17 protein-coding genes are annotated in these 17,569 nt (G+C 69.9%); 4 read left to right on the forward strand and 13 right to left on the reverse strand.

The genetic code is table 11. The annotated features are described in order from the left end of the window. The first annotated feature begins 139 nt into the window (after positions 1-139). From ACAG26_RS23765 to ACAG26_RS23775, 3 genes are all read left to right on the forward strand, one after another. The gene (locus ACAG26_RS23765; protein ID WP_370485534.1) at positions 140-988 is read left to right on the forward strand and encodes a PE domain-containing protein; all 849 of its coding nucleotides are present in this window, start codon (positions 140-142) and stop codon (positions 986-988) included. A 50-nt stretch (positions 989-1,038) separates the two neighbouring features. Beyond that, the gene (locus ACAG26_RS23770; RefSeq protein WP_370485535.1) at positions 1,039-2,238 is read left to right on the forward strand and encodes a PPE family protein; all 1,200 of its coding nucleotides are present in this window, start codon (positions 1,039-1,041) and stop codon (positions 2,236-2,238) included. Positions 2,239-2,378: 140 nt separating this feature from the next. Beyond that, entirely contained in the window at positions 2,379-2,702 is a 324-nt protein-coding gene (locus ACAG26_RS23775) for a PE family protein (RefSeq protein WP_370485536.1), read from the forward strand. Positions 2,703-2,751: 49 nt separating this feature from the next. Here the strand turns inward: ACAG26_RS23775 and ACAG26_RS23780 are convergent, their stop codons facing one another. The 12 genes from ACAG26_RS23780 to sepIVA all read right to left on the reverse strand — a co-directional run bounded on the left by ACAG26_RS23780 (position 2,752) and on the right by sepIVA (position 16,420). Beyond that, on the reverse strand, positions 2,752-3,036 hold the full coding sequence (locus ACAG26_RS23780; RefSeq protein ID WP_370485537.1) for a hypothetical protein: 285 nt from the start codon (positions 3,034-3,036) through the stop codon (positions 2,752-2,754). Positions 3,037-3,095: 59 nt separating this feature from the next. Further along, complete coding sequence (locus ACAG26_RS23785; RefSeq protein WP_370485538.1) at positions 3,096-5,531, reverse strand: [protein-PII] uridylyltransferase; 2,436 nt, start codon at positions 5,529-5,531, stop codon at positions 3,096-3,098. 36 nt (positions 5,532-5,567) lie between these two features. Next, positions 5,568-5,906, reverse strand: coding sequence for a P-II family nitrogen regulator (locus ACAG26_RS23790; protein WP_071024611.1), 339 nt, complete (start codon positions 5,904-5,906; stop codon positions 5,568-5,570). Continuing rightward, positions 5,812-7,287, reverse strand: coding sequence for an ammonium transporter (locus ACAG26_RS23795; RefSeq protein ID WP_370485588.1), 1,476 nt, complete (start codon positions 7,285-7,287; stop codon positions 5,812-5,814). Before ACAG26_RS23795 ends, ACAG26_RS23790 begins: the two co-directional genes overlap by 95 nt. Before the next feature lie 140 nt (positions 7,288-7,427). Then, the gene (gene ftsY / locus ACAG26_RS23800) at positions 7,428-8,711 is read right to left on the reverse strand and encodes a signal recognition particle-docking protein FtsY (RefSeq protein WP_370485539.1); all 1,284 of its coding nucleotides are present in this window, start codon (positions 8,709-8,711) and stop codon (positions 7,428-7,430) included. Between the two features lie 358 nt (positions 8,712-9,069). Then, the gene (smc, locus tag ACAG26_RS23805; RefSeq protein ID WP_370485540.1) at positions 9,070-12,660 is read right to left on the reverse strand and encodes a chromosome segregation protein SMC; all 3,591 of its coding nucleotides are present in this window, start codon (positions 12,658-12,660) and stop codon (positions 9,070-9,072) included. A 26-nt stretch (positions 12,661-12,686) separates the two neighbouring features. Then, positions 12,687-12,968, reverse strand: coding sequence for an acylphosphatase (locus tag ACAG26_RS23810; RefSeq protein WP_370485541.1), 282 nt, complete (start codon positions 12,966-12,968; stop codon positions 12,687-12,689). Further along, a complete protein-coding gene (locus ACAG26_RS23815; RefSeq protein WP_370485542.1) occupies positions 12,955-13,371 on the reverse strand; it encodes an OsmC family protein in 417 nt (138 codons plus the stop codon). Before ACAG26_RS23815 ends, ACAG26_RS23810 begins: the two co-directional genes overlap by 14 nt. A gap of 126 nt (positions 13,372-13,497) precedes the next feature. Further along, positions 13,498-14,343: a bifunctional DNA-formamidopyrimidine glycosylase/DNA-(apurinic or apyrimidinic site) lyase gene (gene mutM, locus ACAG26_RS23820; RefSeq protein WP_370485543.1), complete on the reverse strand. Its 846-nt coding sequence runs from the start codon at positions 14,341-14,343 to the stop codon at positions 13,498-13,500. Then, positions 14,344-15,060 (reverse strand): ribonuclease III, encoded by a 717-nt coding sequence (gene rnc, locus ACAG26_RS23825; RefSeq protein WP_370485544.1) that lies wholly within the window; start codon positions 15,058-15,060, stop codon positions 14,344-14,346. Further along, the gene (locus ACAG26_RS23830; RefSeq protein ID WP_370485545.1) at positions 15,057-15,641 is read right to left on the reverse strand and encodes a DUF177 domain-containing protein; all 585 of its coding nucleotides are present in this window, start codon (positions 15,639-15,641) and stop codon (positions 15,057-15,059) included. Before ACAG26_RS23830 ends, rnc begins: the two co-directional genes overlap by 4 nt. A 41-nt stretch (positions 15,642-15,682) precedes the next feature. Then, positions 15,683-16,420 carry a cell division protein SepIVA gene (gene sepIVA, locus ACAG26_RS23835; protein WP_370485546.1) on the reverse strand — a complete coding sequence of 246 codons (738 nt, stop codon included), beginning with the start codon at positions 16,418-16,420 and terminating at the stop codon, positions 15,683-15,685. Positions 16,421-16,748: 328 nt separating this feature from the next. Between sepIVA and ACAG26_RS23840 the strand changes: the two genes are divergently transcribed. Next, positions 16,749-16,979: a dodecin family protein gene (locus ACAG26_RS23840; RefSeq protein WP_370485547.1), complete on the forward strand. Its 231-nt coding sequence runs from the start codon at positions 16,749-16,751 to the stop codon at positions 16,977-16,979. Positions 16,980-17,048: 69 nt separating this feature from the next. Here the strand turns inward: ACAG26_RS23840 and coaD are convergent, their stop codons facing one another. Then, positions 17,049-17,525: a pantetheine-phosphate adenylyltransferase gene (gene coaD / locus ACAG26_RS23845; RefSeq protein WP_370485548.1), complete on the reverse strand. Its 477-nt coding sequence runs from the start codon at positions 17,523-17,525 to the stop codon at positions 17,049-17,051. Positions 17,526-17,569 lie beyond the last annotated feature (44 nt).

A 17,569-nucleotide genomic window follows, 5' to 3' on the forward strand; every position in this document is an offset into this window, starting at 1 on the left:
TCGAGGCAGAACGGTTAATAGCCCGTTACCGCGGCGTTCATCTCTTCAAACCACTGAAATTCTTCGGGTGCCAGGGCGGCCGATACCGCCACAAGGGCGCTCATTTTTCTGCTGCACGAACCTTGACAAGGAGAACTTCATGTCGTTTGTGAAAACAGTGCCTGAAGCGTTAACGTCGGCCGCCGGCCAGCTCGGGAGTATCGGCGAAAACCTGGCCGCGCAAAACGCGTCCTCGCTCGGCGTGACAACTTCGATCGCCCCAGCCGGCGCCGATCCGGTATCGCAGCTGCAGGCGGCGCTGTTCGGAACATACGGTCAGCTGTATCAGTCGATCAGCCAGCAAGCGACGGCAATTCACCAGCAGCTGGTGCACACCCTGGGAGAAAACGCCGTCACGTATGCCGGCACCGAGCAAACCAACCAGGCGACGACATCGATCGGCGACGGAATCCAGTGGTTCCTGACCAACATCATCGGGGTTCCCAGCAGCGGGAGCACCTCGGTGGGATCGGGCAACGCCGCCAACATCGCCAACATCGGGTTCGGTAACTGGGCCTCCGCCGGCTCCGATCTGATCGGCCTCGCCGGTGGCGGCCTGCTCGACTTCCCCGAGGAAGCCGCCGAAGCCGAAGGCGGCTTGGCCGGCCTGGACGGGGCGGTGCTGGTCGGTGCCGCGCAGCCGGTGGCGCCCGCCGCTTTCGGTGCAGCACCGGTGCTGGCCGGGGTGGGCCAGGCATCCACGGTGGCCGGGTTGTCGGTGCCGCCCGGTTGGGCCGCGGAACCCCTGTCGGCGGCCGGCACCGGCGCGGCGCGGTTGGTGGGCACCGGCTGGACCGTCGCCCCCCCAGCAGCCGCGCCGACGGCCACCATCCCCGCCGGAATGCCGTCGGTGGCATCGGCTGGACGCGGCGCCACCGGCCTCGGTACCCCGCGCTACGGGGTCAAACCCACCGTGCTGCCCAAAGCGCCCAAGCCGGTGGTCGTCTAGCGACTTGCGATCGGAATCCAGCTGCTCGGACAAAGGACGGAAGGACGGTTATGGCTTACGATTTCGGAGCGTTACCCCCCGAGATTATCTCCGGATGGATGTACGGCGGGGCCGGGCCGGGGCCACTGATGGCGGCCGGATCGGCGTGGAGCAACCTAGGCGCCGAGTTGGAATCGGCGGCGACGGCGATCCAGTCGGTGGTCTACGAGCTGACCGGCGCGTATTGGCAGGGGCCGGCATCGACGTCGATGACCGCGGCCGTCACGCCCTACCTGGGCTGGCTGAACTCCACCGCGGCGGCTGCCATGCACGCCGCCGCGCAGGCCACGGCCTCCGCGGGCGCCTTCCAGGCCGCGCACGCGGCCACGGTGCCCCCGCCGGTGATCGCGGCCAACCGAGCCCTTTTGGCGACCCTCGTCGCGTCGAACATCCTGGGCCAGAACACCCCGGCGATCCTGGCCACCGAGGCCCACTACATGGAGATGTGGGCGCAAGACACCCTGGCCATGTTCGGCTACAGCGCCTCCTCGGCCAGCGCCGGGACGTTGACCCCGATGACCCAGGCGCCCCCGGTGGCCAACTCGGCCGGGTCGCTAGCTCAAGGCATGGCGCTGGCCGAGACCGGCGCAAGTTCTGCCGGCGGGCTCCAACAGGAGCTCGGGCAGGCGCTCACCACCCTGCAGGGTGCGGTCCAGTCCTTGGCCACCCCGCTGACGTCGTCATCGTCGCCTATCTCCGGTATCGCCGACGGCATCGACCGATTGCTCGGCACCCCGTTGTTCTCGAACGCCATTAACGGCGGGGTGAACACGGCGGCCTGGTTCGTGATGAACACCATCCCGACGGCGGTCTCCCTCGGCCACACCTTGGCCAACGCCCCCGCGGCCGCGGTCGCCGCCGAAGCCGTCGGCGCCGAGGGCCTGGCGACGGGTTTGGCCGGATCGGTCGCACCGGCCGGCGCCGTGGGCCTCGGGGCGGGACCCGTGGCGACGGCGACCCTGGCCCAGGCCTCCTCGGTCGGCGGGTTGTCGGTGCCGGCCACCTGGTCTGCTGCCGCCCCGGCGGCCAGCGTCGAGGCGACCACGCTGACCGGCACCGGCTGGACGGCCGCCGCCGAGGAAGCCCCCGGGGTAGAAGCCGTTCCGGCCGGAATGCCCTCGGCGGCCGCGGCCGGGCGCGGGGGTTTCGGTTTCGGCGCCCCCCGCTACGGCATCAGGCCCACGGTGATGCCCAAAAAGCTGCTCGTGTGATGCCCGACCGGTTACCGGCACGAGCGCAATTAAACCCGCCTAACCACCGAGATATTGCACAGTAGCTCGCCGCTGAAGGCCCAAAAACAACGGCGAGTTCTCCTAAAGCCGGCATATTTCCAGAAAGGATCAACATCACGATGACCATACGAAAAGAAACGCTATCGAAGATTGCCGGAAACCTGCGCGAGGCCGGCGATTCACTGGCCGCTCAAAATGCCGCTGCCATGGCCCCGACAATTGGGCTACCGCCGGCCGGAGCCGATGAGGTCTCGGCGTTGCTCGCGACGCAATTCGCCGTGCACGCCGCGGCATATCAGGCGGTCAGCGCCGAGGCCCGGGCGATCCACGAGATGGCGGTCAGGCTGCTGGGCGCGAGCGCTGCCGGGCCGGACACGTCGCCGACGCCGCCCGAGGACACCGGGGAAGGCCCGCGGCCCACCGAGTTCGCGGCGAACGGCTAAGCCCAGGGCGACGGCTCGTCGGGTGCATCGAGGCCGGCGCGCATCGGGGTCAGGCGTGTCCCGAGTGCTGGGAATGTCTGGCATGCCGGTGGTGTACCGGACCGCAGTTGAGTCCGGCAATGCAGCCGTCCTGGTAGCTGGCCAGGTAAGCACCGGCGCCGTCGCGGGCCGTGCCGGACGGGGTGGTGCCACCGACGCCGGCCAGCACGGTAGCCGCGATGCCCAGGGCGACCGTTGCGCGGGCGGCGACCCGACCGAAGGCACCGCAGCACGCCCGCCGCCGCCGTTGAGTTAAAACTTGGTTACGTGACTTGCCGTCGCCTAGCCCGCGCATAGCAACTACGGTACTCTGCGCCCCCGCCGGGGAGACGCCACGACCCGCCGGCCGGCGGGCTAGCTGGCCGGCTCGACCACTGCGGCGGGCAACACCGCGGCCAGCTCTCGCTCCACCGCGGCGCGGGCGCCCCGGGCCGGCGGCACCACGCAGAACACGTCGCCCACCATCGACCCCAGGGTGGTGACCTTAGCCCAGGCAATGTCGGCTCCGGCGCGTTCGATGGCCCGGGTGAGCCGGGCGAGCAAACCGGTGTGGTCGGTCGCGCGGATTTCGATCATCAGTCGGCCCGGTGGGCCCTCAAACCACAGCACGCGGGGCGGGGCGACCCCGCTATGGGCCGGCACCCCGGTGGCCACCTCGGCGACGGGGGTGCGCTGCACGTCGGTGTCGCGCTGCTCGAGCAGGCCGAACACATCGATGTCGCCCGCGAGCGCCCCGATCAGCTGCTGCCGCAACAGTTCGGCGGCGGGCGGCGATCCGAACTGCGGCGACACCACGAACTCGTCGATGGCCACCTCGTTGTGGATATTCACCGAGGCCAGGTGCACGCGCAGCCGGTTCAGCGCCAGCACGCCCGCAGCCTTCGACAACAGGCCCCGGGCGTTCGGGGCGATCACCACCACCTGGTAGAGGTGTTGGCCGGCGAGCTGGTGCAGCCCCACGTGCACGCGATGCATCGCCGCCAGCGCAAGGTGCTCGGGGTCGATCGGGTCGGGGTGCGGCAGCGGTTCACCGGCCATCACCAGCCGGCAACGCCGCACCAGGTCGGCGACGAGCGACGCTTTCCAATCGCTCCACACCCCGGGACCGGTGGCCAGCGCGTCGGCTTCGGTCAGCGCATGTAACACCTCCAGCAGCACCGGGTCCGCGTCCAACGCCTCGCAGACGGTGGCGACGGTGTCAGGATCGTTGAGGTCGTGCCGGGTCGCGACCTTCGAGAGCAACAGATGGTGGGCCACCAGCTTCGACAGCATCTGCACGTCGGACGGCCACATGCCCAGCCTGGTGCCGATCTGGGTGGCCAGGCGCGCACCGATCACGCTGTGATCGCCGCCGCGGCCTTTGCCGATGTCGTGTAGTAATGCGGCGAGCATCAACAGGTCGGGTCGCCCCACCCGGGTGGTCAGCATCCGTGCTCGGCCAACCGTTTCGACCAGGTGGCGGTCGACCGTCCAGATATGGACGACGTCGCGAGGCGGTAGATCGCGGATTGCGTTCCATTCCGGGAACAGGCGACCCCACAGCCCGGCCCGGTCGAGCGTTTCGATGGCCGCCGCGGTGGTCGGGCCAGCGGCCAGCACAACCAACAAGTCATCGAGCGCCTCGCGCGGCCACGGCGTGGGCAACGCCGCCGCGCGGTCTGCCAGCCGGCTCAGTGTCGACACCGCGATGGGCAGCCCGGTCACCGCCGAGGCGGCCGCCACTCGCAACAGCAGACCGGGATCGCGTTCCGGCAGGGCCCCCAAACCCGAGCGGGCCAACACGATTTCGCCGGCGTACTCGACCACGCCCTCGTCCAGCGGTCGACGTAGCCGAGGCCGCATCACCGACATGCCGCGCCGCGGCAGCGCGTTGGCGGCAATCCGTAACCCGGCGTCGACTCGGTGGCTGATCGTGCGCGCCGCGTCGGACAATGTCCGCGCCAACTCGTATCGGTCCCCGATGCCTAGCGCGGCGCCGATCTCGTCGGCGTACTGGGCCAACAGTTGGTCACGCCCACGACCGGAGACGCGGTGCAGTTCGGTGCGAACATCCAGCAGGGTCCGATAGGCGCCGGTCAACGGCCCTACCGGGCTATCCGGTCGGTGCACCGCGGGACGATCGGCGAGCTGGGCGAGGGCCAGCGCGTCGAGCAGCTGCACATCCCGCAGCCCGCCGCGGCCGCATTTCAGGTCCGGTTCCGCACGGTGCGCAATCGCACCGCTGCGACGCCACCGAGCGTGCGTCGCGTCGACGAGTTCGCGGTAGCGGGAACGGATTCCGATCCGCCACTGCCGCCGGATGCCGTCGATGAGGCGCGCCGACAACCATTCGTCACCGGCGATGTGCCGTGCGTCCAGTAGGGCCAGGCCCGCCGGCATGTCCGTATCGGCCACCTGTACCGCCTCCGCGACCGTGCGCACGCTGTGGTCAAGACGAATGTTGGCGTCCCACAATGGATACCACAACAACTGGGCGGTCTGTTCGACGATGTCGTCGGGCATAGCGTCGTGCACCAGCAGCAGATCCAAGTCGGAGTAAGGCAGCAACTCGCGGCGCCCCAGTGAACCTGTCGCGACAATAGCGAAACCGCTGCCAGCCACGATTCCGATCTCCGTCGCCTTGGCGGCCAACCACTCTTCGTGCAGCTGCTGGCACGCTGCACGCAGCGCCGCGGAACCCAGCTGGGGCGAAGCGCTGGATAGCAGCTTGTCCCGTGCCGTAGCCAAATCGGTGGCGGCGCCGGGATGCCTTCCCGCCGGCCGGGGCGGGTCTGGGCCACGCGGTCTCATCGCGGCCCGGCTCGGGTCACCGTGGTACGGCGAGGCTCATATCGCGTCGACGCCGCGTTCACCGGTGCGGACTCGCACCACCGTTTCCACCGGGCTGACCCACACTTTGCCGTCACCAATCTTGCCGGTGCGCGCCGCCCGCACGATAAGGTCGACGGCTTTGTCCACGGCGAAGTCGTCGACCAAGACCTCGACTCGGACCTTCGGCACGAAGTCCACCGAGTACTCCGCCCCCCGGTACACCTCGGTGTGCCCCTTCTGGCGCCCGTAGCCTTGAACTTCACTGACCGTCATCCCCAGGTGGCCCGCCTGCTCCAAGCCGGTCTTGATGTCTTCCAGCGTGAACGGCTTGACGATCGCGGTGATCAGCTTCATTTCCTCTTTCCTCTTCAGGCTGATATGCCAGAACCGAACTGCCGACAACCGCGAAGTCATAGCCGCCTTCGGCGTGCTGAGCTTCGTCGATGCCCGTGGCTTCATCCTCCTCGTTGAGACGCAGGCCGATGGTATATTTCACGACCAGCGCCACAATAGTCGTGCCGACCGCCGAGTAGATGAGAACGCTAGCCGCGCCGATGGTCTGGCGCCACAGCTGGTCGAAACCGCCGCCGTAGAACAACCCCGGCGATACCCCCGACACGCCGGCAATGGCCGCGGTCTCTGGTGCCGCGAGCAGCCCCACCAGCAGGGTGCCGATCAGACCGCCGACCAGGTGGACCCCGACGACATCGAGCGAATCATCGAAACCGAACCGGTATTTCAGGGCAACCGCCAATGCGCACACCACGCCGGCCACCCCGCCGATGACCACCGCGCCGACGGCGTTGACCGATGAGCACGACGGTGTGATGGCCACCAGGCCCGCGACGATACCCGACGCGGCACCCAGCGATGTGGCGTGGCCATCGCGGATACGTTCGGTGAGCAGCCAGCCGAGCATCGCCGCGGCGGTCGCGATGGTGGTGGTGATGAACGTCGAACCGGCGACACCGTTGGCGCTCAGAGCCGAACCGGCGTTGAACCCGTACCAACCGAACCACAACAAACCCGCGCCCAGCATCACCAATGGCAGATTGTGTGGCCGCATCGGCGCGGCGGGCCAGCCGCGGCGTCGGCCCACGATCACCGCCAACACCAAACCGGCTACCCCGGCGTTGATATGAACCGCGGTGCCGCCGGCGAAGTCGATGGCATGCAACTTGTTGGCGATCCAGCCGCCGTGTTCGGCCGCGACCCCGTCGAACGCGAAGACCCAATGCGCGACCGGAAAGTAGACAACGGACGCCCACAGTGCGGCGAACAGCACCCAACTGCCGAACTTCAACCGGTCGGCGACCGCGCCCGAGATCAACGCGACCGTGATCACCGCGAACATCAACTGGAACGCCACAAACACGGTGTGCGGGACGGTGCCGACCAGCGGAATCTGGACCTCCGCCGTTGGGTTCGCGGGGCCAGCCGCGACGGCATTGCCTCCGATGAGACCCTTCAAACCCCAGTAGTCGCTGGGATTGCCGACGACGTCGCCGACGTCGTCGCCGAAGGCCACCGAGTAGCCATAGAGCACCCAGAGCACGGCGACCACACCCAGAGCACTGACGCTCATCATGATCATGTTCAAAACGCTCTTGGCGCGAACCATGCCGCCGTAGAAGAAGGCCAGGCCGGGTGTCATCAACAGGACCAGGGCGGCGCTGACCAACATCCAGGCGGTATCGCCGGTGTCGGGCACCCCCATGCTCGGGTAGTGATCCACGCGCCTCAACCTCCTCCGCCGGAGCCATCGCCGACCGAACTGACATGTGACCGATGAGCTGGTCAAACAATGCTCAGTGGTTGTTTCGACTCCAACGCAGACGCATGTCGCGGGGGTTACATGATGCTCACCGTCGCGGCTCAGCCCAGGAGCGCGTCGACGAAGGCGGCCGGCTCGAACGGCGCCAGGTCGTCGGGCCCCTCACCGAGCCCGACCAGCTTGACCGGAACACCGAGTTCCTGCTGGACGCGGAACACGATGCCGCCCTTGGCGGTTCCGTCCAGCTTGGTCAACACCACCCCGGTGATGTCGACGACGTCGGCGAACACCCGGGCCTGCGCTAACCCGTTTTGCCCGACGGTGGCGTCCAGCACCAGCAGCACCTCATCAACGGCGGCGCGCCGGGTCACCACCCGCTTGACCTTGCCGAGTTCATCCATCAGCCCGGTTTTGGTGTGCAACCGCCCGGCGGTGTCGATGACGACGACGTCGGCGCCGGTGGTGATGCCCTCATCGACGGCGTCGAACGCCACCGAGGCGGGGTCGGCGGCCTCGGGACCGCGCACCACGTCGGCGCCCACCCGCGCGGCCCAGGTCTGCAGCTGGTCGGCGGCGGCGGCCCGGAACGTGTCGGCCGCGCCGAGCACTACCCGGCGGCCGTCGGCCACCAGCACCCGCGCCAGCTTGCCCACCGTGGTGGTCTTGCCGGTGCCGTTGACACCGACCACCAGCAGCACCGACGGGTGGTCGTCGTGCGGCAGGGCGCGGACGGAGCGGTCCAGATCGGGGTGCAGTTCGCCGATCAGCACGTCGCGCAGCACCGCGCGGGCGTCGGCCTCGGTGCGCACATCCTTGGTGGCGAGCTGGCCGCGCAGCTGGGACACCACCGACTCGGTGACCACCGGTCCCAGGTCGGCGATCAGCAGGGTGTCCTCGACTTCCTCCCAGGAGTCTTCGTCCAGGTCGCCGCCGCCGAGCAGGCCAAGCATGCTGCGCCCCAACGTGTTCTGGGATTTGGCGAGCCGGCCGCGCAGCCGCTCCAGCCGGCCTTCGACCGGCTCGATGGCCTCGACGTCGGGGGCTTTGGGGGCCAGCGGGGTTGGCGGCGCTGCCGGCGCCACGTCGGCTTCGGGCAGCTCGACATCGGCGATGGTGCGCTTCGGGGCGTCGCGCGGAATGCTGGCGTCGTCGCCGACCGCGGGCAGCCCGGAGGTATCGATGCGCTCGACCGGCTGGACCGGCTGGTCGCTCTTGCTGAAGGTGATCCCCGACGACGCGGTGTAGCCGCCGGAGCGGTCCAGGGTTTGTTGCGGGGCCGACAGGCTGATCCGTCGCCGCCGGTAGCGGACCAGGCCCGCCACCAGCGCGGCGATAACGATCAGGGCGGCAGCGACCGCTATGGCAATCCAGAGACCTTCAGACACCACGCCATTGTTTCAGGGCCTTCGTCGGCATGGGTTGTCGGTGGTGCCCGGCAGCCTGCTGCCACGACGCCTTCGGGCGTAATCTGCAACTACTCGAGCTGCCATCGGGAGGAGGTGCACGGTGTCCGAGCTGGCAGAGGATCTGCCTCGCGGCTTGATGACCCTGGAGCAGTGAGTACGCCAAGGCGGGCATCGAGCACTACTGGATCGTCGACGTCGAGGCGCCGGGTGATGAACGGTTCCTCGCATATCGCCTCGACGGCGACGTGTATCGCCCGGTCGCGGCGCTCAACGGAAACCGGGTCCGGGTGTACGAGCCGGCCGCAATGGATTTCACCCTGGAGGCGTTGACCGACGGCTAACTCGGGCTGCTGACCAGCTCCTGACCGCGGATCCGCTGCGAGATCACCGCGGTGATGCCGTCATCACGCATCGTCACGCCGTACAGCGCGTCGGCGACTTCCATGGTCGGCTTCTGGTGGGTGATCACGATCAGCTGGGATTTCGCCCGCAGCATCTCGAACAACCCGATCAGCCGCCGCAGGTTGGTGTCGTCGAGCGCGGCCTCCACCTCGTCCATGATGTAGAACGGCGACGGGCGGGCCCGAAAGATCGCCACCAGCATCGCCACCGCGGTCAGCGACTTCTCGCCACCGGACAACAGCGACAGCCGCTTGATCTTCTTGCCGGGCGGGCGGGCCTCCACCTCGATGCCGGTGGTGAGCATGTCGGCGGGGTCGGTGAGCAGCAGCCGGCCCTCCCCACCGGGGAACAGCGCGGCGAACACCTCCCGGAATTCGCGTTCGACGTCGGCGTAGGCCTCGGCGAACACCTGCAGGATCCGGTCGTCGACCTCGGCGACCACGTCCAGCAGATCCTTGCGGGCCGCCTTGACGTCCTCGAGCTGGGTGGACAAGAAGTTGTAGCGTTCCTCCAGCGCGGCGAACTCCTCCAGCGCCAGCGGGTTGACCCGGCCCAGCTCGGCCAACTCCCGTTCGGCGCGTTTGGCCCGGCGCTCCTGGGTGGGCCGGTCGAACGGCATCGGGGCCGGCGCGGTGACCTGCTCGCCGCGTTCGCGGGCCTGCTCGTATTCGGCCATCTCCAGCTCCGAGGGCGGCAGGCCGACGTCGGGGCCGTATTCGGCGATCAGATCCGCCGGCGCCATCCCGAACTGCTCGAGCACCATCTGCTCGAGTTGTTCGATGCGCAGCGCCGCCTGCGCCTTGGCCACCTCGTCGCGGTGCAGCGCCTCGGTGAGCGTGCCGATGCGCGCGCCTAGCGTGTTGACCTCGTCGCGGACCGCGGCCATGGCCACCGTGCGTTGCTGGCGTTCGGCGGCCAGCTGATCGCGGGCCTGCGAGGCGGTGGTCACCACCTGGGAAAGCCGCTGGGCCAGCTTGCGGCCGGCGTCGGCCACCGCGGCCGCCACCGCCGCGGCGTGCTCCCGGGCCGCCCGGGCCCGCTGCGCACGCAGCCGGGCCTCACGTTCGGCGGCGGCGGCCCGGCGCAGCGAATCCGCCCGCCCCCGAACGGCGTTGGCGCGTTCTTCGGCGGTGCGCACCGTCAGCCGGGCCTCCACCTCGGCGCCGCGGGCCGCCTCGGCCGCGGCGGCGACCTGTTCGCGATCTGCGGGGCCGTCGTGGACCACCTGCGGGGTTTGTTCGGCGTTGCGCAGCCGGGTCTCCAGCTCGGAAAGCTCGTTGACGGTCTGCGCGCGCCCGGTCTCCAGCTCTTCGCGCTGCCGCAGTTGCCGACGCCACTCGTCCTCGGCGGTGCGGGCCTCCTGCCCCATCCGGCCCAGCTGCTCGTAGATCGCCGAGATGGCGGCGTCGGATTCGTTGAGCGCGGCCAACGCCTGCTCGGCGGCATCCTGACGGGCGGCTTGCTCGGTCAACGCGCCGGACAGCGCCGCGCCCAGCTGAGCCGTCTGCGCTTCGGCGTCGACCAGCTCGGCGCGGGCCTTGTCGATCTCACTGGTGATCTCCAACGTGGACGGTTTGCGGTCCGAGCCGCCGCTCACCCAGCCGGCGCCCACCAGGTCACCATCGACGGTGACCGCCCGCAGCTGGGGGCGGTTGGCGACCAGGTCCAGGGCGGCCGGCAGCCGCTCGACCACCGCGACGTGCGACAGCATCGCGGTCATCGCGCCGCGCAGCCGCGCCGGCGCCTCGACGAGGTCCAGCGCCCACACCGCACCGTCGGGCAGCGCGTCGGAGCGGGGCGGCTCGCCGCTGGGCCAATCCCCCAGCACGATCGCCGCCCGCCCGCCGTCGGCGTCCTTGAGCGCGGTCAGCGCGGAGGCCGCCGCCCCCACACTGTCGGCGGCCAGCGCGTCGGCGGCTGCGCCCAGCACCGCGGCCAACGCCGCCTCGTAGCCCGCGCGCACCTTCACTAACTTGGCGACCGACCCGAAAAGTCCTGCGCCACTGTGGTTGTTGGCCAGCCAGGCGGCGCCGTCCTTGCGTTCCAGGCTCATTGACAGCGCCTCGATGCGGGCCCGCAGCGACGCCATCTGCCGCTCGGCGCCCCGCTCGGCGGACTGCAGCTCGGCGACGCGTTCGTCGGCCAACCGCAACGCCGCCACGGTCCGTTCGTGCTGCTCGTCGAGGCCGACCTCGCCCTGATCCAGCTCCCCTACCCGGCCCTGCACGGTTTCGAACTCCGCCTGGGCGGTCTGCGCGCGGGCGGCGGCCTCCTCGATGCGCGCCGAGAGCCGGGCGATGGCCTCGTCGGTGGATTCCACCCGGGCGCGCATGGTCTCCACCTGACCGGCCAGCCGGGCCACGCCTTCCCGCCGGTCGGCCTCGGCGCGGACCGCGGCCATATGCGCCTTTTCGGCCTCGGCGGCGGCGCGTTGGCGTTCGGCCAGCTCGGCGCCGGCGGCCTGCAGCCGGCCGCGGGCCTCGTCCAGCTCGGCCAGCAGCTGCCGCTCCCGGGCGGCCACCTCCTCGGCTTCGGCCTCCAACGCCTCGGGGTCCGGGCCGCTGCTCGGGGCCGGTTCGTCCTCCAGGTGCTGGGCGCGTTCGGTGGCGATTCGCACGGTGGCGCTGACCCGCTCGGCCAGCGCCGAGAGCCGGAACCAGGTCTGCTGGGCCGCTTCGGCGCGCTCGGACAGCCGGGCCAGGGTGGCTTCGTGCGCGGCCAGCTCCTCGGAGGCCACGCTCATCCGGGCGGCGGCCTCGTCGTGTTCGCGGCGCAGCGCCGCCTCCGCGTCGTGGGTTCCGGCGAACTCGGCCTGCCGGGTGACCAGGTCGTCGGCGGCCAACCGCAGCCGGGCGTCGCGCAGATCGGCCTGGATGGTCTGGGCGCGCCGAGCCACCTCGGCTTGCCGGCCCAGCGGTTTGAGCTGGCGGCGCAGCTCGGTGGTCAGATCGGTCAGCCGGGCCAGGTTCGCCGACATCGCGTCGAGCTTGCGGACCGCCTTTTCCTTGCGCTTGCGGTGTTTGAGCACCCCGGCGGCTTCTTCGATAAACGCGCGGCGGTCCTCGGGGCGTGACTCCAGGATCTCGGCCAGCTTGCCCTGCCCCACGATCACGTGCATCTCGCGGCCGATCCCGGAGTCACTCAGCAGCTCTTGCACATCCATCAAACGGCAACCGTTGCCGTTGATTTCGTATTCGCTGCCGCCGTCCCGGAACATCCGGCGGGTGATGGCGACCTCGGCGTACTCGATGGGCAGCGCGTTGTCGGAGTTGTCGATGGTGACGGTGACCTCGGCGCGGCCCAGCGGAGCGCGCGAGGAGGTGCCGGCGAAGATGACGTCTTCCATCTTGCCGCCGCGCAGCGTCTTGGCGCCCTGCTCCCCCATCACCCAGGCCAGCGCGTCGACGACATTGGATTTGCCCGAGCCGTTGGGCCCCACCACGGCGGTGATGCCCGGCTCGAAGCGCAGAGTCGTCGGCGAAGCGAAGGACTTGAAGCCCTTCAGCGTCAGGCTCTTGAGGTGCACGACGTGCCAGCGTACCGCCCCACCGGCTACCGCTCGGTGAAGCCGGCGATCGGGTCGCCCACGGCCGACCAATCAGCGACAACGGTATCGACCCGGCCGGGCGTCGCGCCGCCCTGCAGCAGATCCAGCAACCGCTGGCAGTCGGCCCGGGACCCCTGCGCCACCACTTGCACCCGGCCGTCGGGACGGTTGGCGGCGTATCCGGTCAACCCCAGCTCCAGCGCCCGCGCCCGGGTCCACCACCGGAACCCGACGCCCTGGACCCGGCCGTGCACCCAGGCGGTGAGCCGGGCGTCAGGTTCGGGCACGGTCGGCGACCTCGAAGGTGACCTCGGTGCCGGATTTGAGCGTGCGCCCCACCGTGCACACCTGGTCGATTGCCCGCTGCACCACGGTGAGCAGCCGCTGCGTCTCGGCCTCGGTCAGGCCCGATAGGTCCAGCTCCAGGGTTTCGGCCAGCAGCGGGTAGCGTTCCTGCTCTCGGTCGGCCGGGCCGGACACCCGCACGGTGGCCGGGTAGTCGTCGCCGAGCCGGCGGGCCAGCGGGGCGTCGCTGGCCATCCCGCTGCAGGCCGCCAGGGCGATCTTGAGCAGCTCACCGGGGGTGAACACCCCGTCCACGTCCTCGGAGCCGACCAGCACCTGCGCGCCGCGCGAGCTGTGCCCGGTGTAGCGGCGGACTCCGGTGCGTTCTACCCACAGTTCGGTCATGGGGACATTTCTACCGTGTCTCCGGTGCGGGTCGTTCCGCGCGCCCCACCCGCGCGAGCGTGCGCAGAATGCCAGCCCAGGCGCGTTTTGGCGTACAACTGCGCACGCTCGCGGGAGAAACGCGGGTCACCCGCGCGGGCGGGGTTGGCATTTCGGGCAGGAGAACGACGAACGGTTCATGAACTTCTCCCGGCGGATCACCGCGCCGCAGCGCCGGCACGGCTCCCCCTCCCGGCCGTAGGCGTCCAGTGAGCGGTCGAAGTAGCCGGATTCGCCGTTGACGTTGACGTACAGCGCGTCAAACGAGGTGCCGCCGGCGGCCAGCGCATCACGCATCACGTCGGCGGCGGCGTCCAGCACGGCCCGCAGCCGCGGGCGGGTCAGCGTGGCGGCACTGCGGCCGCCGTGCACCCGGGCGCGCCACAGCGCCTCGTCGGCGTAGATGTTGCCGATTCCGGACACCACGCTTTGATCCAGCAGTTGGCGTTTGATCTCGGAGTGCTTGCGCCGCAACGTCTCCACCACCGCATCGGCGTCGAAGCGGGGATCCAGCGGGTCGCGGGCCAGGTGCGCAACCGGTTCGGGCACCGCGCTGCCGTCCACGGTGACCAGGTCGGCCAACAGCCATCCGCCGAAGGTGCGCTGGTCGACGAAGCTCAGCGTGGTGCCGTCGTCGAGCAGCGCGGCGATGCGCAGGTGATTGGCGTTGGGGAGGGCACCCAGCAGCATCTGCCCACTCATCCCCAGGTGCACGACCAGCGCCTCATCGTCGAGGATCAGCCACAGGTATTTGCCGCGCCGGTCGGTGCCGCGGATCGTGGCCCCCAGCAGCCGCGCCGTCAGATCGGCCGGGCCGGCCTCATGGCGGCGCACCGCGCGCGGATGGTGCACCCGCACCGCGGTGATCGTCCGGCCCACCACATGGGCCTGCAAACCGCGCCGCACCACCTCGACTTCGGGCAGTTCGGGCATCTACACCGAGGTTTTCCCCGGCAGCGCGCTGTCCACGGCGTCGAGCGCCTTCCAGGCGGCGGCGGCGGCTTTCTGCTCGGCTTCCTTCTTGGATCGGCCCACCCCGCACCCGTATTCGGTGTCCAGCACGACGACGGTCGCGGTGAATTCCTTATCGTGGTCGGGCCCGGTGGAGGTGACCGCATACGACGGCGGGCCCAGGCCCCGCGTCGCGGTCAGCTCCTGCAGGCTGGTTTTCCAGTCCAGCCCGGCGCCCAGCGTGGGTGCGGTGTCCAGCAGCGCGCCGAACAACCGCAGGATCACCTCGCGGGCCGACTCCATCCCGTGGTGCAGGTAGATGGCGCCCAGCAGCGACTCCATCCCGTCGGCCAGGATGCTGGACTTGTCGGCCCCGCCGGTGTTGACTTCGCCGCGGCCCAGCAGCAGGTGGGCACCGAGACCGTCGTCGGTCAGCGCGCGCGCGACGTCGGCCAGCGCGGCGGTGTTGACCACGCTGGCCCGCAGTTTGGCCAGGTCGCCTTCGGAGCGTTCCGGGTGACGCCGAAACAACACGTCGGTGACCGTCAGGCCCAGCACCGCGTCGCCGAGGAACTCCAGCCGCTCGTTGGTCGGCAGGCCGCCGTGCTCGTAGGCGTAGCTGCGGTGCGTCAACGCCAAGGTGAGCAGCTCTTCGGGCAGGTCGACACCGAGCGCGTCGAGCAGCGCCTGCCGGGTCACCGGTTCGGCTCCTCGGCCTCGGGCCCCAGCATCCCGGCCAGTTTCGCCCACCGCGGGTCGATCTGGTCGTGGTGGTGATCGGGTTCGGCGGTGGCCAGCGGGACGCCGCACTCCGGGCACAGCCCCGGGCAGTCCGGCCGGCACAGCGGCGACAGCGGCAGTTCCAGGCCGACCGCGTCGATGACGGGCTGCTCCAGGTCCACGGCGTCGTCGACGACCCGGCCGAGCTCGTCCTCCTCGGTGGTGGCGTCGGTGGCGCTGTTCGGGTAGGCGAACAGTTCGGTCAGCTCGACCTCGACGTGACCGGTGAGCGGGGTCAGGCACCGGGCGCACTCGCCGGCGGTGGGGGCGCTCACCGTCCCGGTGACCAGCACGCCTTCGGACACCGACTGCACCTGCAAGTCCAGATCCAGCACCGCGCCGCGCTCGATCGCCACCAGATCCAGACCGATCCGCGACGGGCTGGGGACCTGCGCGCGCGTCGACAGCATCGCCCCGGGACGCCGCCCCAACCGCGCGATATTGATGACGAACGGCGAGTGCGGATGCCGCTGGGTGGTCGCGCCCGGTTGCCTCGCCATACCGGCAATCTTACGGCGCGGCTAATACGGCTCCCGACGGCTTATCGGGTGGCGTAGTCGTGGGTGCCGGCGGCGGTCCGCAGTTGGTGACGGCCCCGGTTGATGGAGCGCAGCGTGCCGTTGAGGAACTCTTCGAACTCGGCCAGCTTGGCGTCGACGTAGATGTCGCATTCCCCGCGCATCCGGTCGGCCTCGGCGTGCGCCGAATCGATGAGCCGGGTGGCCTCGGCGTTGGCCGCGCTGACCACCTCGGTCTGGGAGACCAGCCGCTGCTGCTCCTTGATGCCTTCCTGGACGGCCTTCTCGTAGGCCAGGTTGCCGTTCTCGACCAGCCGGTCGCATTCGGCCTGGGCCCGGCTGGTGCTGGTGTCGTACTCCCGTTTCGCGGTGGCACTGATGCGGGCGGCTTCGTCGCGGGCCTCGCTGACCATCCGCTCGCTGTGCTGGCGCGCCTCGGCCACCATCCGGTCGGCCTGCGCCTTGGCGTCGGCCAGCAGCCGGTCGGCCTCACCCCGGGAGTGGTTGATCAGCGACTCCGCCTCGTTGGTGGCGTTGGACACCATCGATTCGGCGTGCTCTTTGGCGTCGTGCAGCAGGGAGTCACGGGCATCGAGCACGTCCTGGGCGTCGTCGAGCTCGCCGGGGATCGCGTCCTTGATGTCGTCGATCAGCTCCAGCACATCGCCGCGGGGAACCACGCAGCCCGCCGTCATCGGCACCCCGCGGGCTTCTTCGACAATGGCGCCCAATTCGTCCAGCGCTTCAAACACTCGGTACACGGCAACACCCTCCAGGCCTCGTTGTTGTTACTAGTGTGCCTGGTGTTGCGCGTGTGACAGCGGAGCTTCGGTCGGTGTGTCGGCGCTCCAGGCCCGGTTTTGCCCCAGCGTATCGGCTGGTCACAGCCGGCCGCACGGGATCTCCGGCGCCGCGGCACAAGCCCATGGCGGGGCGGGCCGCCGGCGGGCCGTTGAGATTGCCGCCAGGGCTGCGCCTGCGTCGCCCGTCACGACCCTGGGCGCAATCTCACCGCCCTCGGCCGACACGACCGGGCCAACGCCCGGTTTTCGCGGACAAGGGCGGCGCGGCTGCTTTAGGTTGAACCGCATGAGCGTCTACAAGGTCATCGACCTGATCGGCACCAGCCCGTCGTCGTGGGAGAACGCCGCGGCCGAGGCGGTGCGCCGAGCCCAGCAGAGCCTCAACGACATCCGGGTCGCCGAGGTCGTTGAGCAGGACATGGCCCTCGACGACAAGGGCGCGATCACCTACCGCATCAAGCTGCGGATCTCGTTCAAGATGCGGCCGGCCAAGCCGCGCGACGACACCGGCGACTAACGCCGAGATCGACGTTTCCGGGCCTAAGTGCGGGTGCGCGGCCCGAAAACGTCGATCTCGGGACGCTGCTCAGGGCCGCAGCTTCTCGCGCAGCCGCCGGTTCACCGGCTCGGGCAGCAGATCCGAGACGTCGCCGCCCATCGAGGCGACCTCCTTGGCCAGCGACGACGACACGAACGAATACCGCGGCGTGGTCGCCACGAAAAAGGTGTCCACCCCGGCGATGTGCTTGTTCATCTGGGCCATCTGCAGTTCGTATTCGAAGTCGGTGCCGGTGCGCAGCCCCTTGACGATCGCGGTCAAGCCGCGCTGCCGCACGAAGTCGACCACCAGCCCCTGACCGGATTCGGCGCGCAGGTTGGGCAGGTGCGCGGTGGATTCCTCGATCATCGCGATGCGCTCCTCGAGGCTGAACATGCCCTTCTTGTTGGGGTTGACCAGCACGGCGGCCACCACCTCGTCGAACTGCGCGGCGGCGCGCTCCAGGATGTCGACGTGCCCCAGGGTCACCGGGTCGAAGGAACCTGGACATACCGCGCCGCTCATCGACCCCGCTCCTCCTCATCGCGCCGCTCGGCAGCGCCGTCGTC

Source organism: Mycobacterium sp. pUA109 (genome assembly GCF_041287095.1).
Lineage (GTDB): Bacteria > Actinomycetota > Actinomycetes > Mycobacteriales > Mycobacteriaceae > Mycobacterium.